15 protein-coding genes are annotated in these 15,398 nt (G+C 66.9%); 7 read left to right on the forward strand and 8 right to left on the reverse strand.

Translation table 11 applies throughout. The features are described from left to right. Nucleotides 1–97: 97 nt before the first annotated feature. Together WS89_RS30880 and WS89_RS30885 are read left to right on the forward strand one after the other, a co-directional pair. The gene (locus WS89_RS30880) at nt 98–1,807 is read left to right on the forward strand and encodes an NAD+ synthase (RefSeq protein WP_059795830.1); all 1,710 of its coding nucleotides are present in this window, start codon (nt 98–100) and stop codon (nt 1,805–1,807) included. 83 nt (nt 1,808–1,890) lie between these two features. Continuing rightward, nucleotides 1,891–2,229, forward strand: a complete 339-nt coding sequence (locus tag WS89_RS30885; protein ID WP_006398637.1) for a P-II family nitrogen regulator — start codon at nt 1,891–1,893, stop codon at nt 2,227–2,229. 175 nt (nt 2,230–2,404) lie between these two features. On the opposite strand, the gene WS89_RS30890 is transcribed toward WS89_RS30885, so the two are convergent. Further along, nucleotides 2,405–3,484 carry a porin gene (locus WS89_RS30890; protein WP_059795988.1) on the reverse strand — a complete coding sequence of 360 codons (1,080 nt, stop codon included), beginning with the start codon at nt 3,482–3,484 and terminating at the stop codon, nt 2,405–2,407. 545 nt (nt 3,485–4,029) lie between these two features. Next, entirely contained in the window at nt 4,030–4,956 is a 927-nt protein-coding gene (locus WS89_RS30895) for a LysR family transcriptional regulator (protein ID WP_059795990.1), read from the reverse strand. A 136-nt stretch (nt 4,957–5,092) separates the two neighbouring features. On the opposite strand from WS89_RS30895, the gene WS89_RS30900 reads away from it, so the two are divergent. Further along, entirely contained in the window at nt 5,093–5,590 is a 498-nt protein-coding gene (locus tag WS89_RS30900) for a GNAT family N-acetyltransferase (RefSeq protein WP_059795833.1), read from the forward strand. 64 nt (nt 5,591–5,654) lie between these two features. Here WS89_RS30900 and WS89_RS30905 read toward each other — a convergent pair whose 3' ends face one another. The 4 genes from WS89_RS30905 to WS89_RS30920 all read right to left on the reverse strand — a co-directional run bounded on the left by WS89_RS30905 (nt 5,655) and on the right by WS89_RS30920 (nt 8,864). After that, entirely contained in the window at nt 5,655–6,434 is a 780-nt protein-coding gene (locus WS89_RS30905) for an ABC transporter ATP-binding protein (RefSeq protein WP_059504866.1), read from the reverse strand. Between the two features lie 18 nt (nt 6,435–6,452). Then, nucleotides 6,453–7,166 (reverse strand): ABC transporter permease, encoded by a 714-nt coding sequence (locus WS89_RS30910; RefSeq protein ID WP_034208097.1) that lies wholly within the window; start codon nt 7,164–7,166, stop codon nt 6,453–6,455. After that, the gene (locus WS89_RS30915) at nt 7,163–7,852 is read right to left on the reverse strand and encodes an ABC transporter permease (RefSeq protein WP_034208096.1); all 690 of its coding nucleotides are present in this window, start codon (nt 7,850–7,852) and stop codon (nt 7,163–7,165) included. The genes WS89_RS30910 and WS89_RS30915 overlap by 4 nt, the downstream gene beginning before the upstream one ends. Before the next feature lie 229 nt (nt 7,853–8,081). Further along, nucleotides 8,082–8,864 carry an ABC transporter substrate-binding protein gene (locus WS89_RS30920; RefSeq protein WP_059795992.1) on the reverse strand — a complete coding sequence of 261 codons (783 nt, stop codon included), beginning with the start codon at nt 8,862–8,864 and terminating at the stop codon, nt 8,082–8,084. Nucleotides 8,865–9,229: 365 nt separating this feature from the next. On the opposite strand from WS89_RS30920, the gene WS89_RS30925 reads away from it, so the two are divergent. Next, nucleotides 9,230–9,946, forward strand: coding sequence for a pirin family protein (locus WS89_RS30925; RefSeq protein ID WP_059795835.1), 717 nt, complete (start codon nt 9,230–9,232; stop codon nt 9,944–9,946). A 69-nt stretch (nt 9,947–10,015) separates the two neighbouring features. On the opposite strand, the gene WS89_RS30930 is transcribed toward WS89_RS30925, so the two are convergent. After that, nucleotides 10,016–10,570 carry a periplasmic heavy metal sensor gene (locus tag WS89_RS30930; protein WP_034208093.1) on the reverse strand — a complete coding sequence of 185 codons (555 nt, stop codon included), beginning with the start codon at nt 10,568–10,570 and terminating at the stop codon, nt 10,016–10,018. 224 nt (nt 10,571–10,794) lie between these two features. Here WS89_RS30930 and WS89_RS30935 point away from each other — a divergent pair, with 224 nt between their 5' ends. Both WS89_RS30935 and WS89_RS30940 read left to right on the forward strand, forming a co-directional pair. After that, nucleotides 10,795–11,520 (forward strand): response regulator, encoded by a 726-nt coding sequence (locus WS89_RS30935; RefSeq protein WP_006493394.1) that lies wholly within the window; start codon nt 10,795–10,797, stop codon nt 11,518–11,520. Then, a complete protein-coding gene (locus WS89_RS30940) occupies nt 11,504–12,823 on the forward strand; it encodes an ATP-binding protein (protein WP_059504872.1) in 1,320 nt (439 codons plus the stop codon). Before WS89_RS30935 ends, WS89_RS30940 begins: the two co-directional genes overlap by 17 nt. A gap of 42 nt (nt 12,824–12,865) precedes the next feature. Here WS89_RS30940 and WS89_RS30945 read toward each other — a convergent pair whose 3' ends face one another. Further along, the gene (locus WS89_RS30945) at nt 12,866–13,132 is read right to left on the reverse strand and encodes a double-stranded DNA-specific endonuclease (RefSeq protein ID WP_011545926.1); all 267 of its coding nucleotides are present in this window, start codon (nt 13,130–13,132) and stop codon (nt 12,866–12,868) included. A gap of 508 nt (nt 13,133–13,640) precedes the next feature. Here WS89_RS30945 and WS89_RS30950 point away from each other — a divergent pair. Beyond that, nucleotides 13,641–15,398: an ABC transporter permease gene (locus WS89_RS30950; RefSeq protein ID WP_059504874.1), complete on the forward strand. Its 1,758-nt coding sequence runs from the start codon at nt 13,641–13,643 to the stop codon at nt 15,396–15,398.

Genomic DNA, 15,398 nt, shown 5'->3' on the forward strand with positions numbered 1-15,398 from the left:
ACCGTTGGATGTTGCCGGGTGCGGGCCGCCATGGCCCGCGCCCAGGTCGATTTCGTTAGCCGTTCAAGGCGCGCCGCCGGGTTGCGCCGATCCCGCCATGAAGACCCGACTCGCTCTCGCCCAGATCAACGCCACCGTCGGCGATTTCGCCGGCAACGTCGCGCGCATCGTCGCGGCCGCGCGTGCCGCGCACAACGATGGTGCGCAATTGATGGTCGCACCCGAACTCGTGCTGTCCGGCTATCCGCCCGAAGACCTGCTGCTGCGGCCCGCGTTCTACGCGGCGGCGGCCGCCGCGCTCGACGCGCTCGCCGACGCACTGAAGGCGTTCGACGGGCTCGCGGTGCTGGTCGGCCATCCGTTGCGGGGGCCGGGCGGCGGTGCGGGCAGCGCGTCAGCCGTCGATGGTAATGCAAACCGCCCGATCGAGCGCGGCGTGCCGCCCACCGACACCTTCAACGCGGTGTCGCTGATCGTCGGCGGCGAGATCGTCGGCACCTACCGCAAGCAGGATCTGCCGAACGCCGAGGTGTTCGACGAGAAGCGCTATTTCGCGACCGACACCGAGCCGCTCGTGTTCGAGCTGAACGGCGTGAAATACGGCGTGATCATCTGCGAGGACGCGTGGCATGCGTCGGCCGCGCAGATCGCGAAGGCGGCCGGCGCGCAGGTGCTGCTGATTCCGAACGGCTCGCCGTATCACATGAACAAGGAAGCGGTGCGCATCGACATCCTGCGCGCGCGGATTCGCGAGACCGGGCTGCCGATGGTGTACGTGAACCTCGTCGGCGGCCAGGACGAACTCGTGTTCGACGGCGGTTCGTTCGTGCTCGACGCGCAGGGTGCGCTCGTCGCGAAGATGCCGCAGTTCGACGAAGGGCACGCGATCGTCGAATTCGACGGCGCGCGGCCGCTGCCCGGTGCGATCGCACCCGAGCTATCGACTCACGCGCAGGTGTATCGCGCGCTCGTCACCGGCGTGCGCGACTACATCGGCAAGAACGGCTTTCCCGGCGTGCTGATCGGGCTGTCGGGCGGCGTCGATTCGGCGCTGGTGCTGGCCGTCGCGTGCGATGCGCTCGGGCCCGAGCGCGTGCGCGCGGTGATGATGCCGTCGCGCTTCACGGCCGACATCTCGACGACGGACGCGGCGGAGATGGCGCGGCGCGTCGGCGTGCGCTACGACGAGATCGCGATCGCGCCGATGTTCGATGCCTTCCGCGCCGCGCTCGCGGGCGAGTTCGCGGGCCGCGCGGAAGATGCGACGGAGGAGAACATCCAGGCACGCATCCGCGGCACGCTGCTGATGGCGCTGTCGAACAAGTTCGGCTCGATCGTGCTGACGACCGGCAACAAGAGCGAGATGGCGGTCGGCTACTGCACGCTGTACGGCGACATGGCCGGCGGTTTCGCGGTGATCAAGGACATCGCGAAGACGCTCGTGTACCGGCTGTGCCGCTATCGCAACGAAACGGCCGATTACGGGCTGCGCGACGTGATTCCCGAACGGATCCTGACGCGCGCGCCGTCGGCCGAGTTGCGCGAGAACCAGACCGACCAGGATAGCCTGCCGCCGTACGACGTGCTCGACGCGATCATGCGGATGTACATGGAAGAGGACCGGCCGCTCGCCGAGATCGTCGCGGCCGGCTACGCGCGGGCCGACGTCGAGCGCGTGACGCGGCTCATCAAGATCAACGAATACAAGCGCCGCCAGGCGCCGATCGGCATCCGCGTCACGCATCGCGCATTCGGGCGCGACTGGCGCTACCCGATTACATCATGCTTTACCGAACGGCTCGATTGAGCGGTGCTGGGCCGGATGCGGCCCGCCGGCTTACAATCGGGAACGCGATTTTTCATCCAAACGAGCATTGAGGGACATCCATCATGAAACGCATCACCGCCATCATCAAGCCGTTCAAGCTGGACGAAGTCCGCGAAGCGCTCGCCGAAGTGGGTCTCACGGGCCTGACCGTGACGGAAGTGAAGGGCTTCGGTCGCCAGAAGGGCCATACCGAGCTGTATCGCGGCGCCGAATACGTCGTCGACTTCCTGCCGAAGATGAAGATCGAGGTGGTCGTCGCCGAAGCGCAGGTCGATCAGGTGATCGACGCGGTGATCGGTGCGGCGCGCACCGGCAAGATCGGCGACGGCAAGATCTTCGTGTCGGACGTCGAGCGCGTGATCCGCATTCGCACCGGCGAAGAGAACGAAGCGGCCGTCTGAGCGCTGCGTCCGCGCCATTCGCTCGATCGCGGCCGCGTCTGCCGATCGGGCCGCGGTCGCACGAACCCGCCGCCCAAGAAAAAACGGTGCGGATACCCGGTTGGGTACCGCACCGATACGCGCCTCTCGCAGCAGCGTGGAAAGTGTTGTCGAATCGTTCTTTGACGGCGCCTGATCAGAACAGGTGCTGGATGCCGGCGTAGACGCCGGTCTGGCTGCCGCCCGGATTCGGGTTGCCCGTCGACACGGCCGTACCGGCGCCGTTCGCGTTCAGGCCGAAGTTCGCGTTCTTGCTGTTGCGCACCGTCGCGACCTGCAGGTCGAACAGCGTGCGCTTCGAGATGTTGTACGAGCCGCCGACCGTGTAGATGTTCGCGTTGCCGCCGCCGTGGTTCGCATTCACGTGATACACGGCTGCGATCAGCGCCGCTGCCGGCGTTGCTTGCCACGTCACGCCGCCCCACACCTGTTGCGTACCCGTCACGCCGGCGTTCACTGCCGGGCCACCGCTGCCGTCGGCGCGCGATGCCTGGTAGGCCGCCTGAACCTTGAACTGGCCGAGGAACACGTTCACGCCCGCGAAGTATTCACGCGAGTAGTTGAACACGTCCGAGAAGCGGCCGTTGCTGTCGCGCGTTTCGTCGTAGATGCCGCGCAACTGGAACAGCGAGTTCGTGTAGGTGACCTGCGCGCCCATTGCACGGCCCGGTTGGCCGGCCGTCGTGTTGCCGTTGAAGCTGGTCGAGTTCGAGAACGAGAACTGGCCGTAGAAGTCGAGGCCGTAGAGCGACGGCGACTGGTACGACACGTTGTTGCTGGTCTTGTTCCAGTTACGGCCGCGCACCAGCGAGGCCGTCGACCACGACGACTGGCCGAACGGGTCGAAGTCCCACACGCCGTTGGCGATCGCGAGTTCGCGACCCAACAGCAGCGTACCGTAACGGTCGTTGGAGATACCGACGGTCGCGAAACGATCCCAGATCGAGCCGCTGAAGCCGCCCGTCATCGTGTTGAACGCGCCTTCGAGGTGGAACAGGATCTTGTTGCCGCCGCCGATGTCTTCGCTGCCCTTCAAGCCCCACAGGCTCGTGCCCCAGTCGCCGCTTTCCGCGCGCACTTGGTGGCCGTTCTGCAGGCCGTTCATGTACTCGATGCCTGCATCCAGGCGGCCATACAGCGTGACGCTGCTCTGCGCGTGCGCCGTCACCACCCCAGCAGCCATCAGCGCGGCCGCGACCAAAGCTTTCTTCATCATCTCCTCCATACCCTGTCAAAAAGTCAACCCAGACTGCACGAGATGCCCGGAGCGCGAGCGCCGGGCAAAAGCGGGATAACCAGGGAGACCTCGTGCAGGGCCGGTAAGCGCAGCACGCGGGCAAGCAGACGGAAAACCGTTGAGCGGTCCCGCGCAGCCGGGTCGGCCTGCGGGGTCTCCTTGTTGTGTCGTGAAGCTAAACTACATTTCACGAACTTCGTTTTGCTACTTTGGTTACTAATTTAGCAAAAATACAATTTTGTGGCGACGGAAATCGTTGTTTGACTAACCGCTGTCGCCAAATTGCCATGCAACACGCTGCGCAACAGGGGGGGCAAGGGTGCTCGATTGCCGGAAAACCCTTGTCCCACAAGGGAGACATGGATTCCGCGGGCATGGGTCAAGGATTGCCACTATTGACGTTGCCGGGGCGCCGGCGTAAGCGCGAAAGTCGCGAAATTGGTAAGTATTTCGTAATGATTCGGGCGATTGCCGCCATCGTCGATCGACGCCTGAAACGCCTGTCCTGCTTCGCGCGGCGGCGCTTAGTCCGGACTTGGTCGCGCGTCGAGCAACTGGGCGCGAATCCAGCGATGCGCATCGGTGCGCGCGTGCTTCGCATGCGAGTAGACCTTCACCGTGTAGCGCGGGATCTCGAATGGCGCGGGGAAGATGCGGATCGGCGCCGCGTGGCGCAGCGCCTGCGCGGCGCGGTTCGGCACGGTCATCAGGAGTGCCGACTCCGCGATCACGAACGGCGCGGCGAGCACGGTCGGCAACTGCACGGCCACATGGCGCGCGAGGCCGAGCCGGTCGAGCACGTGATCGACGACGCCGCGCGCTTCGTTCCACGGCGTGACGACCACGTGGCGGGCCGCCAGATACTGGTCGAGCGTCAGCCGCCGACGGACGTCAGGATGCGTGGCGCTCGCGATCACGACATAGTCGTCGGAGAACCAGTCGAAATCCTCGATGCCGGGCGCGTCGGCCGCCGATTCCTCGTGGTAGCCGAGCGCGAAGTCGATGCGGCCGGCCGCGAGCTCGTCGACGGAAATCTTGCGGTCCGAATGGACGACGCGGATCCGCAGGTGCGGCGCCACGTGCTGGATGCGGGCCAGAAACGCAGGCAGCACCGCGAACGCCGTGTAGTCGGTCGCGGCGAACACGAACGTACGGTCGCTTTGCGCGGGATCGAAGCGGCGCGCGCGGGCGAGCCCCTTCGACATCGCATCGAGTGCGTCGCCGGCCCATGTGGCGATGTCGTCGGCGCGCACGGTGGGCTGCATCTCGTTGCCGAGGCGCACGAACAGCGCATCGCCGATCGCGTCGCGCAGCCGGGCGAGCGCATGGCTCAACGCCGACGGGCTCAGCGCGAGTTCATGCGCGGCCGCCGCGACCGACCGGTGGCGGTACAACGCGTCGAACACGAGCAGCAGGTTCAGGTCGAGGCGGCGCAGGTCGGGATGCATCATGTTCATGTCCGGATGAAGAAACTGCACTTCCTGCAGTTGCGCCGTGAACGTAGCATGTCGATCTCACCGGCGCCAGATGCGGGAGCGCCGGCGCCGTATTCCGTTTTCCGTCCGGGCCGAAGGAGGGCTCACCACCGTGCAAATCGATATCCGTTCCGCCACCGTCGCCGACGTGCCGCTGATCCTGCGCTTCATCACCGAACTGGCCGTCTACGAGAAGGCCGAGCACGAAGTCGTCGCGACGCCGGAATCGCTCGAGCGCAGCCTGTTCGGCGAAGGCTCGCCCGCGCGTACGCTGATGTGCGAGGTCGACGGCGAGCCGGCCGGCTTCGCTGTGTATTTCTTCTCGTATTCGACGTGGCTCGCGCGGCAGGGGCTGTATCTGGAGGATCTGTACGTGTCGCCGCGTTTTCGCGGCGCCGGCGCGGGGCTGCGGCTGCTGAAGGCGCTCGCGCGGATCGCGGTCGAGTCGGGCTGCGGGCGTTTCGAATGGAGCGTGCTCGACTGGAACGAGCCGGCGATCCGCTTCTACGAGCGCGTCGGCGCGGCGCCGCAGAGCGAGTGGGTGCGTTACCGGCTGGCGGGCGACGAACTGCGCGCGTTCGCCGACGGCGCGCCGGTGAGCGCCGCGTAAACGCAAAACGGGCGCCGCGCGGCGAACCGCGGGGCGCCCGTTCGGGCGTGGCGGGTGACGGGCGTTACTTGAGGCTGCCGGACAGGAAGCCGCGCAGGCGTTCGCTTTTCGGGTTCGCGAACACCTCGGCCGGCACGCCTTCTTCCTCGACGCGGCCCTGGTGCAGGAACATCACGTGATTCGACACGTTGCGCGCGAAACCCATCTCGTGCGTGACGACGATCATCGTGCGACCTTCCTCGGCCAGCTTCTGCATCACCTTCAGCACTTCGCCCACGAGTTCCGGATCGAGTGCGGAAGTCGGCTCGTCGAACAGCATCACGTCCGGATGCATCGCCAGCGCACGCGCGATCGCCACGCGCTGCTGCTGGCCGCCGGACAGATGCGACGGATACTGCTTCTCGACGCGCGGCGCGAGGCCGACCTTCTCGAGATATTCGCGCGCGCGCTCCTCGGCTTCCTTCTTCGGGATGCCGAGCACGTTCACCGGCGCTTCCATCACGTTCTCGATCACGTTCATGTGCGACCAGAGGTTGAAGTGCTGGAACACCATCGACAGCTTGGTGCGCACGCGCTGAAGCTGCTTCGAATCGGCCGCGCGCAGCGCGCCCGTCTTGTCGAGCGCGGTGCGCACTTCCTCGCCGTCGACGAAGATGCGGCCCGCGTTCGGCTGCTCGAGGAAGTTGATACAGCGCAGCATCGTGCTCTTGCCGGAACCGGACGAGCCGATCACGCTGATCACGTCGCCCGAGTTCGCCTTCAGCGACACGCCCTTGAGCACCTCGTTGTCGCCGTACCGCTTGTGGAGATCGTCGACGAAAAGCTTTTGAGTCTGGGAATTCATCAATATTCCTGCGGAAACTTATTTGCCTTGCGGGCGCAGATACGCGAGCCAGCGGCGCTCGGCCTGGCGGAACAGCCACACGAGCGTGAACGAGATCACGAGATAGAGCAGGGCGGCGATGCCGAACGCGTGGAACGACATGTAGGTCGCCGAGTTCACGTCGCGCGCGATCTTCAGGATGTCCGGCACGGTCGCGGTGAAGGCCACCGTCGTCGCGTGCAGCATCAGGATCACTTCGTTGCTGTACAGCGGCAGCGCGCGGCGCAGCGCCGACGGCAGGATCACGCGGCGGTACATCGTGAACGTGGACATTCCGTACGCGCGCGCGGCTTCGATCTCGCCGTACGATGTCGCCTTGATCGCACCCGCGAAGATTTCGGTGGTGTACGCGCAGGTGTTCAGCGTGAACGCGAGCAGCGTGCAGTGCATCCCGTCGCGGAAGAACGCGTCGAGCATCGGCGTGCCGCGCACGACCTGCAGGCTGTAGAGGCCCGTGTAGCAGAGCAGCAACTGCACGTAGAGCGGCGTGCCGCGGAACACGTACGTGTACAGCCACACGGCGCCCGACAGCCATTTCTTCTTCGACACGCGCGCCACGGCGAGCGGCACCGACAGGCAGAAGCCGAGGCCGATCGACACGACCAGCAGCCACAGCGTGATCGCGACACCGGTGATGCGATAGCCGTCGGTGTAGAGATAGTTGCGCCAGTATTCTTGGATGAGTTCGATCATAGGTCAGCCTTGCGGACGCCGGTCGAGTAGCGCTTTTCGAGCCACATCAGCACGAAGTTCGAGATCGTCGTGATGGCGAGGTAGACGGCACCCGCGATCAGCGTGAAGAAGAAGAACCGCAGCGTGCCCTTGCCGGCGTCCTGCGACGCCTTCACGACGTCGGCCAGGCCGATGATCGACACGAGCGCGGTCGACTTCACGAGCACCTGCCAGTTGTTGCCGATGCCCGGCAGTGCGAAGCGCATCATCTGCGGGAACATGATCCGCGTGAACACCTGCCAGTTCGTCATCCCGTAGGCGCTGCCGGCCTCGAGCTGGCCGCGCGGCACCGACAGGAACGCGCCACGGAACGTCTCGGTGAAGTACGCGCCGTAGATGAAGCCGAGCACGAGCACGCCGGCGAGGAACGGATCGATGTCGATCTGGTCCCAGCCGAGCGCGTCGGTCGCCATGTTCAGCCAGATCTGCAGGCTGTAGAACAGCAGCAGCATCAGCACGAGATCGGGGACGCCGCGGATCAGCGTCGTGTAGAGGGTGCCGACGCCGTTCGTCACGCGATTGCGCGACAGTTTCGCGCCGGCGCCGAGCAGCCCCAGCAGGAACGACAGCGCAAGCGAAAGCACCGCCAGTTTGACGGTTTGCCAGGTGCCGGCGAGGATCAGCGGGCCGTAGCCTTGTAGAAACATATGGGGTCCCTGGTGTGGTCCCTGAGGGCGCACGCAGTGCGCCGCGAAAGACGCGCCCGCCAAGCTGCGCGGAACGCCCCGTGCGTATCATGACCGTCCGCCCCGGCAACGGTGCCGGGCCCGCCCGTCGCGCGAGCGGCGGGCAAGGGAGCGGGCGGCGCGTGGTTGACTGCCTGTACTGCCCGGACGCGGGGCCGCCCCCGCATCCGCTGCTTCTTCTTGTCGGCGCTCAGCGAGCCGACGCCGAATAGACGCTGAACGAGAAGTACTTGTGCGACAGCCTGTCGTACGTGCCGTCCTTGTGCATGTCGGCCAGCGCCTGGTTGATCTTGTGCTTCAGGTCGGTATCTTCCTTGCGCAGGCCGATCGCGGTGCCGTCGCCGATCGTCTTCGGATCCTTCACCTCCGGCCCGGCGAACGCGAAGCCCTTGCCGCGCGGCGTGCGCAGGAAGCCGTAATCGGCCTGCAGCTCATCCTGCAGCGTCGCGTCGAGGCGGCCCGAGCCGAGATCGGTATAGACCTGGTCCTGATTCTGGTAAGGAACGATCGTCACGCCGTGCGGTTCCCAGTACGCCTTCGCGTAGGTTTCCTGCGTCGAGCCCTGCTCGACGCCGACGCGCTTGCCTTTCAGCGACGCGACCGTCGGCAGCAGCGGCGAGCCGGTCTTCGCGATCATGCGCGCGGGCGCGTCGTACACCTTGTCGGAGAAGTCGATCTGCTCGCGGCGCTTGTCCGTGACGGTCAGCGACGACACGATGACGTCGTACTTCTTCGCCTTCAGCGCCGGAATGATCCCGTCGAGATCCTGCGCCACCCACACGCATTTCACGTTGATCCGCTTGCAGATTTCCTTGGTGAGATCCACGTCGAAACCGACGATCTCGCCGCTCGGCGCGGTCGACTCGAACGGCGGGTAACTGGCATCGACACCGATCCGCACGGTCTTCCACTCCTTCGCGAAGGCGCTGCCCGCCACGAGGGCGAGGGCGGCGCACAGGGCGGCCTTCTTCATTTCCATCCTTCTGTTGCTGACTTTCCGGGGGGCGCTCGCGGCCGGTCGGACCGGGCGCCGCGGCGTATTCTAGACGGCCAAAAATCGCCGATCGGCGCTCTGGCGTTGGCGGCTGCCGGAACGGCGAACGCCAAAAGGGCGGTATTTTACCCGAACGCGATACCCGGAAAACGGCAATCCGGCACGGTCGACCGATTCCTCGATTCGGCTGTTGCGGTAATCGTGGTATTCGCAGCGAATATTTCGGCAATTGATTGCGCGAATGCAACGATGCGGTGCGCGGGCGACGGATTGTGGCGCGTTCGACCCCACCCTACAGTGGAGGTAAACCCGAACAGACAATCTGCGTCCCGAACGTCCGCCCCATGTTCCAGATCCTGCGCGCCGAAGACCGCTGCCACACGCGCCACGGCTGGCTCGAATCGAGCCACAGTTTTTCGCCCGGCTGCCGCACCGCGCCCGCGCCCGCGCATGCGCCGGTGCGTCCGCCCGTCGGCGCGCTGTGCGTGCTGAGCGAGGACCTGATCGCGCCGACGCGCGGGTTCGGGATGCAGCCGCGCCGCGACGTGGAGATCGTCACTTACGTGCTGGACGGCGCGCTCGCGCACCGCGACAGCCTCGGCTGCGGCGCGATCGTCCGTGCCGGCGGCATCCAGCGGATGAGCGCCGGCACGGGGCTCGTGCATAGTGAAACCAACGCGTCGCGCGATCGGCCGCTGCACCTGTTGCAGATCTGGCTGCAGCCGGCCGAGCGGGGCGGGCGGCCCGGCTACGAGGAACGGCGTTTCGCCGACGACGAGAAGCGCGGCCGGTTGAGGCTCGTCGCGGCGCCCGACGGCGGCGACGGCGCGCTGTCGATGCGGGCGGACGCCCGCATCTTCGCGGGGCTGATCGACGGCGACGAGACGACCGCATTCGACGTGCCGGCCGGGCGCAGCGTCTACGTGCACGTGGCGCGCGGCGAGGTCGAGGTCAACGGCCGCGCGCTGGCCGTCGGCGACGGCGCGCGGATCGGCGGCGTGGACGCGGTGGCGTTCGCGCGCGGCCGCACGGCCGAGGTGCTGCTGTTCGACGTCGCCTGAAACAAAAAGGGGAACGCAGGCAGGTGCCTGCGTTCCCCTTCCGCGCCGCTGCGGGAGCGGCCCGCCGGCTTACTGCGCCGGCGCCGACGCGCCCTTGGCGGCCGCGCGATGCTGCTCCCAGCGCTCCTTCATCTTCTCGTGGCGCTGCTCCATCTTCGCGAACTGCTGCTTGAGCGCCGTGCTGACCATCGTCTTCTGCGAGTCGTTCAGCCCGTTGTAGAACGTGAGCCACGCGGCGGACGTCTGCTCGCGCAGTTGCGCGTTTTGCGCCTCCGCCTGCTGGCGTGCCGAATGCATCGCGCTCAGGTCGAGGATCGGCTGGTTCTGCTGCGCCTTGAACTGCTCGCGCATCTGCTCGTGGCTCTTGCGCATCGCGTCACGGTTCTGCTTCATCGTGTTGACGGCCGCCTGCCATTGCTGCTCCTGCGACGCGTTGAGCTTCAGCTGATCGTGCAGTTTCATGATCGCGCCGAACGGGCCGCCTTCGTGGCCGTCATGCATCCGGTGCATGCCGGGGCCGCCCGGCGGCGGCATGTCGTTGGGCTGCGCGGCATGCGCGGTGCCGAATGCGAGAGCGAGCACGGTGGCGGCCGCGATGGCCACGCGGGAAGTCTTCTTATACATTTCAGAAACTCCTTGTATCCAAAGGGTCCGGCGATGCGGTGCCGGGAAAGCCGGGTACCGCATCCGGTAAGACGCAGGTTAGCGATCCGGGCCCCGGCGGGTGTTACGCGGGGTGGCGGCCCGGTTACCGTGCATTACAGTTCCCTTGCGCGGTAACCCGCAGTAACCCTTTCGCCCCTTTGTTTCGTTCTTCCACTCCGCCCTCGCGCGATAAACTTCGAGCCATGACTACCCAGATCCTCATCGTCGACGACGACCAAGAACTCCGAGACCTGCTGCGCGACTATCTCGTGCGCCAGGGGATGGAAGTGTCCGTGCTGCACGACGCGGCGACGCTCGAGAAACGCCTCGAGCGCGAACGGCCCGACCTGATCGTGCTGGACCTGATGATGCCGGGCGTGGACGGCCTGACCGCGCTGCGCCAGTTGCGCGCGGCCGGCGACGACATCCCCGTGATCATGCTGACCGCGCGGGCGGACGACGTCGACCGCATCGTCGGGCTCGAGCTCGGCGCGGACGACTACCTCGGCAAGCCGTTCAACCCGCGCGAGCTGCTCGCACGCGTGCAGGCCGTGTTGCGCCGCCGCCGCGCGACGCCGTCGGCGGCCGCGCCCGAGCAGCGCGAGCCGTTCGCGTTCGGCCGCTTCCTGCTCGACTTCCAGGCGCGCACGCTGTCGGTCGACGGCAAGCCGGCCACACTGTCGAGCAGCGAATTCGCGCTGCTGAAGATCTTCGTGAACCACGCGCTGCGCACGCTCACGCGCGAGCGGCTGCTCGAGTTGCTGCACGGGCCCGAGTACGACGGCACCGACCGCGGCATCGACGTCCAGGTGTGGCGCCTGCGCCGCATCCTCGAAACGGATCCGTCGACTCCGCGCTTCATCCAGACGGTCCGCGGGCGCGGCTACGTGTTCGTGCCCGACGGCGAGGCCCATGCGCAAACCCATTGATTCGCTGTTCGGGCGGCTGGCGCTGCTCGTCGTCGGCGTCCTGCTCCTGTCGCACTTCGCGTGGTTCTTCGCGATGCGGCTCGAGCGCAACCAGATGCAGACGCGTTATGCGGTCGAGGAGGCCGCGTTCCTCGTCGATGCGGTGCGCCAGCACGTGGCGCGCACGCCCGACCAGCCGCTGCCGTCGCGCGTGCGGCTCGTGTCGCCGGACAGCGCCGACGTGCCGAAGGGCGGCGATGCGGGGCTGCCGCCGCCGCTGAAGCGGTTCCGCGACGACGTGAGCGACCGCATGCCGCCTGGCACGCAGGTCGAGATCGGCACGCCCGGCCATCCGCCGGTGCTGTGGGTGAAGGAGCCGGCCGATCGCAACTGGATCGTGGTGCCCGTGCAGCCGCTGCGGCCGCCGCGCTCGCTCGACCGGATGCTGCTGTGGCTCGGCACGATCTTCTCGGCCGGCGTGATCGCCGCGCTGTTCGCGGCCTGGCAATTGCAGCAGCCGCTGCGCTCGCTCGCGCGCGCGGTCGCGCGTTTCGGCCGCGGGCAGCCGGTCCCGCCGCTGCGCGAACGCGGGCCGCGCGAGCTGCGCCAGCTCACGCGCGGCTTCAACCAGATGGTGGAGCAGGTGTCGCAGGCCGAGAGCGATCGCGCGGTGATGCTGGCCGGCGTCGCCCACGACTTGCGCACGCCGCTCGCCCGGATGCGCCTGCGGGCGGAAATGATGGACGACGCGCGGCTGCGCGACGGCGTCGTGCGCGACGTCGACTCGATGTCGCACATCGTCGACCAGTTCCTGGTATTTGCGCATGGCGGAGCCGATCGCAGCGAGCCGGTGCCGGTCGATCAGGCCTGCGAGCGGATCGCGCGCAGTTACCGCGCGGTCGCGCCGAACGCGCCGACGGTCCAGACGCGGCTGGAGGCCGATCCCGGCTTCCGGCTGCCGACGGCGACGCTCGATCGGATCCTGTCGAACCTGCTGGACAACGCGCATGCGTACGGCGCACCGCCCGTGCTCGTCGAGACGGCGCGCACGCCGACCGGCTATGTGCTGTCGGTCAGCGACAGCGGCGGCGGCATCGCGCCGCGCGACCTCGCGGCCGCCACGCGGCCGTTCGTGCGGCTCGATCCCGCGCGCGGCGGGAACGGCCACAGCGGGCTCGGGCTCGCGATCGTCGAGCGGCTCGTGCTCAGGCTCGGGGGCGCGTGCGACATCGGCAATCGCCCCGAAGGCGGTCTGCGCGTGTCGATGACGTTCCCGTTCGAGGTCGTGCCGAAGGACGACGAACGTCACGCACAGGCCGCCTGAGCGGCCGCGGCGCCTGCCCGACCGGGCAGGCGCCGCGCGGCGTCATTCGCCGAACAGCGTGCCGAGCGTCTCGGCCGCGTTGCTGTCGATCGTGTTGTAGGTCACCGTGGTGGCCTCGAAGATGTAGACGGTCGTATACCGGCCGAGACGCTCCAGGATTTCCTCCTGCAGCGATTCAGGCACGACGTTCATGTTCAGGTACCACGCCGTGGACGACAGCCGCGTCTGGAACGACCCGTACTCCTGCATGAGTTCATAGAACGCATCGGCATCCTGATCGCGACAGACGATCACCAAGTTTCCTGCCATTCCCTTCCTCCCGCTCGTCGGTCGATCCCCGGGCCTGTCGACACGAAGCGCGTGCGCATTGCCGCGACACGGCCGAAACGACCCCCGGGGGCTAGCCCCGATCATACCTGCTTCGTCGTCTCCGGCTGCTGATGCCGGACACGGTTTGTGCCCGCGTGCGGGTGGCGGGTTCACGGCCGGCCCGGATCACGGCATAATTCGGGCCTGCGTGCCGGCCGCAGGACTGCGGCCAGGCTGTTCCGTACCGCGCGCCCGCCATCCGTCCACGCGCCGGGCACGATCCCTGCGCTGCCTGCGCCGTCCGGGGACGGTTGTACCTGAAATACAGGTTGGTGTAGTGTCGTGCCGTCGCGGCCCGGCTCGACCGGCCGCGGCTGCGCATGCGTGCGTGCCCGGCGCGCCGCGCGTGCACGAGATCGCCAGTCAATCGAATTACCGCGCCCGTGCGCTTTGCCATGAATCAACATCGACTGCCGGCTTCGATCGGCCTTACCGGGGAGGGCGCCTGATGAACGTCGGATTCTTCAATCCGAACCGGACCGCCAACGCATCCGCGTGGCGCGTGCTGCCGAACCGGTGGGACTTCATCGCATTTCCGCTGATCATCTGCCTGATCGCGATGGCGGTGGTCGGCTTTCACGAAACGATGGCGCCGATCGGCGTGCTGCAGACGCAGAAGATCTCGCTCGATCCGTCGAACCTGCCCGAATATGCGCTGCGCACCACGCTGCGGATGCTCGCCGCGATGGTCGCGTCGCTCGTGTTTACGCTCGTCTACGGCACGCTCGCCGCGAAAAGCCGCCGCGCGGGCATGGTGCTGATCCCGATCCTCGACATCCTGCAGTCGGTGCCGGTGCTCGGCTTCATCTCGTTTACGGTCACGTTCTTCCTTGCGCTGTTCCCGAGCCGCGTGCTCGGCGCCGAGCTGGCCGCGATCTTCGCGATCTTCACGAGCCAGGCGTGGAACATGACGTTCAGTTTCTACCAGTCGCTGCGCACGGTGCCGCGCGACCTGGACGAAGTGTCGCGCGGCTTCCACCTGACGTCCTGGCAACGCTTCTGGAAGCTCGAAGTGCCGTTTTCGATGCCGGGCCTGATCTGGAACATGATGATGTCGATGTCGGGCGGCTGGTTCTTCGTCGTCGCGTCGGAGGCGATCACCGTCGGCAACCAGACGATCACGCTGCCGGGCATCGGCGCGTATCTCGCGCAGGCGATCTCGGACAAGAACTTCGGCGCGATCGGCTGGGTGATCCTGACGATGACGGTCGTGATCCTCGCGTATGACCAATTCCTGTTCCGCCCGCTCATCGCGTGGGCCGACAAGTTCCGGATGGAGAACACCGCGTCGGGCGACGCGCCGCAATCGTGGCTGCTCGACCTCGTGCGCCGCACGCGGCTGATCCATCAGCTGCTCGTACCGGCCGGCTGGTTTTTCGCGAAGGCCGCGCGGATCCCGCTGCGCCTGCCGCTGTCCGGTGCGATGCGCTTCACGTTGCCGAAAGTCGAGAAGAAGGCGTCGCGCACGGTCGACATCGCGTGGGCGGGGCTCGTGCTGATCGGCACGGCCTATATCGTCTGGCGCGTCGTCAGCTTCGTCGCGACCGGCGTGACGATGGCCGAGGTCGGCCACGTGCTCGTGCTCGGGCTCATCACGCTGCTGCGCGTGGTCGTGCTGATCTCGATCGCCTCCGTGATCTGGGTGCCGATCGGCGTGTGGGTCGGGCTGCGCCCGAAGCTGGCCGAGAAGCTGCAGCCGCTCGCGCAGTTCCTCGCCGCGTTCCCGGCGAACCTGCTGTTCCCGGTGTTCGTGATCGTGATCGCGCGCTTCCACCTGAACGCGGATATCTGGCTGTCGCCGCTGATCGTGCTCGGCACGCAGTGGTATATCCTGTTCAACGTGATCGCCGGCGCAACGTCCTACCCGAACGACTATCGCGAAGCGGCGACCAACTTCCGCATTCGCGGCTGGCAGTGGTGGCGTCAGGCGATTCTGCCCGGCATCTTCCCGTACTACGTGACGGGCGCGATCACCGCATCGGGCGGCGCGTGGAACGCGAGCATCGTGTCGGAAGCCGTGCAGTGGGGCAGCACCAGGATCGAGGCGCACGGCCTCGGCGCCTACATCGCGCAGACCACCGCCGCCGGCGATTTTCCGAAGATCATCCTGGGCATCGCCGTGATGTCCCTGTTCGTCACCTTGTTCAACCGCCTGCTGTGGCGCCCGCTGTATGCCTTCGCCGAAGCGAAGCTGCGGCTCGACTGA

Origin of the sequence: Burkholderia sp. MSMB1072, assembly GCF_001524725.1 — a bacterium.
Lineage (GTDB): Bacteria > Pseudomonadota > Gammaproteobacteria > Burkholderiales > Burkholderiaceae > Burkholderia.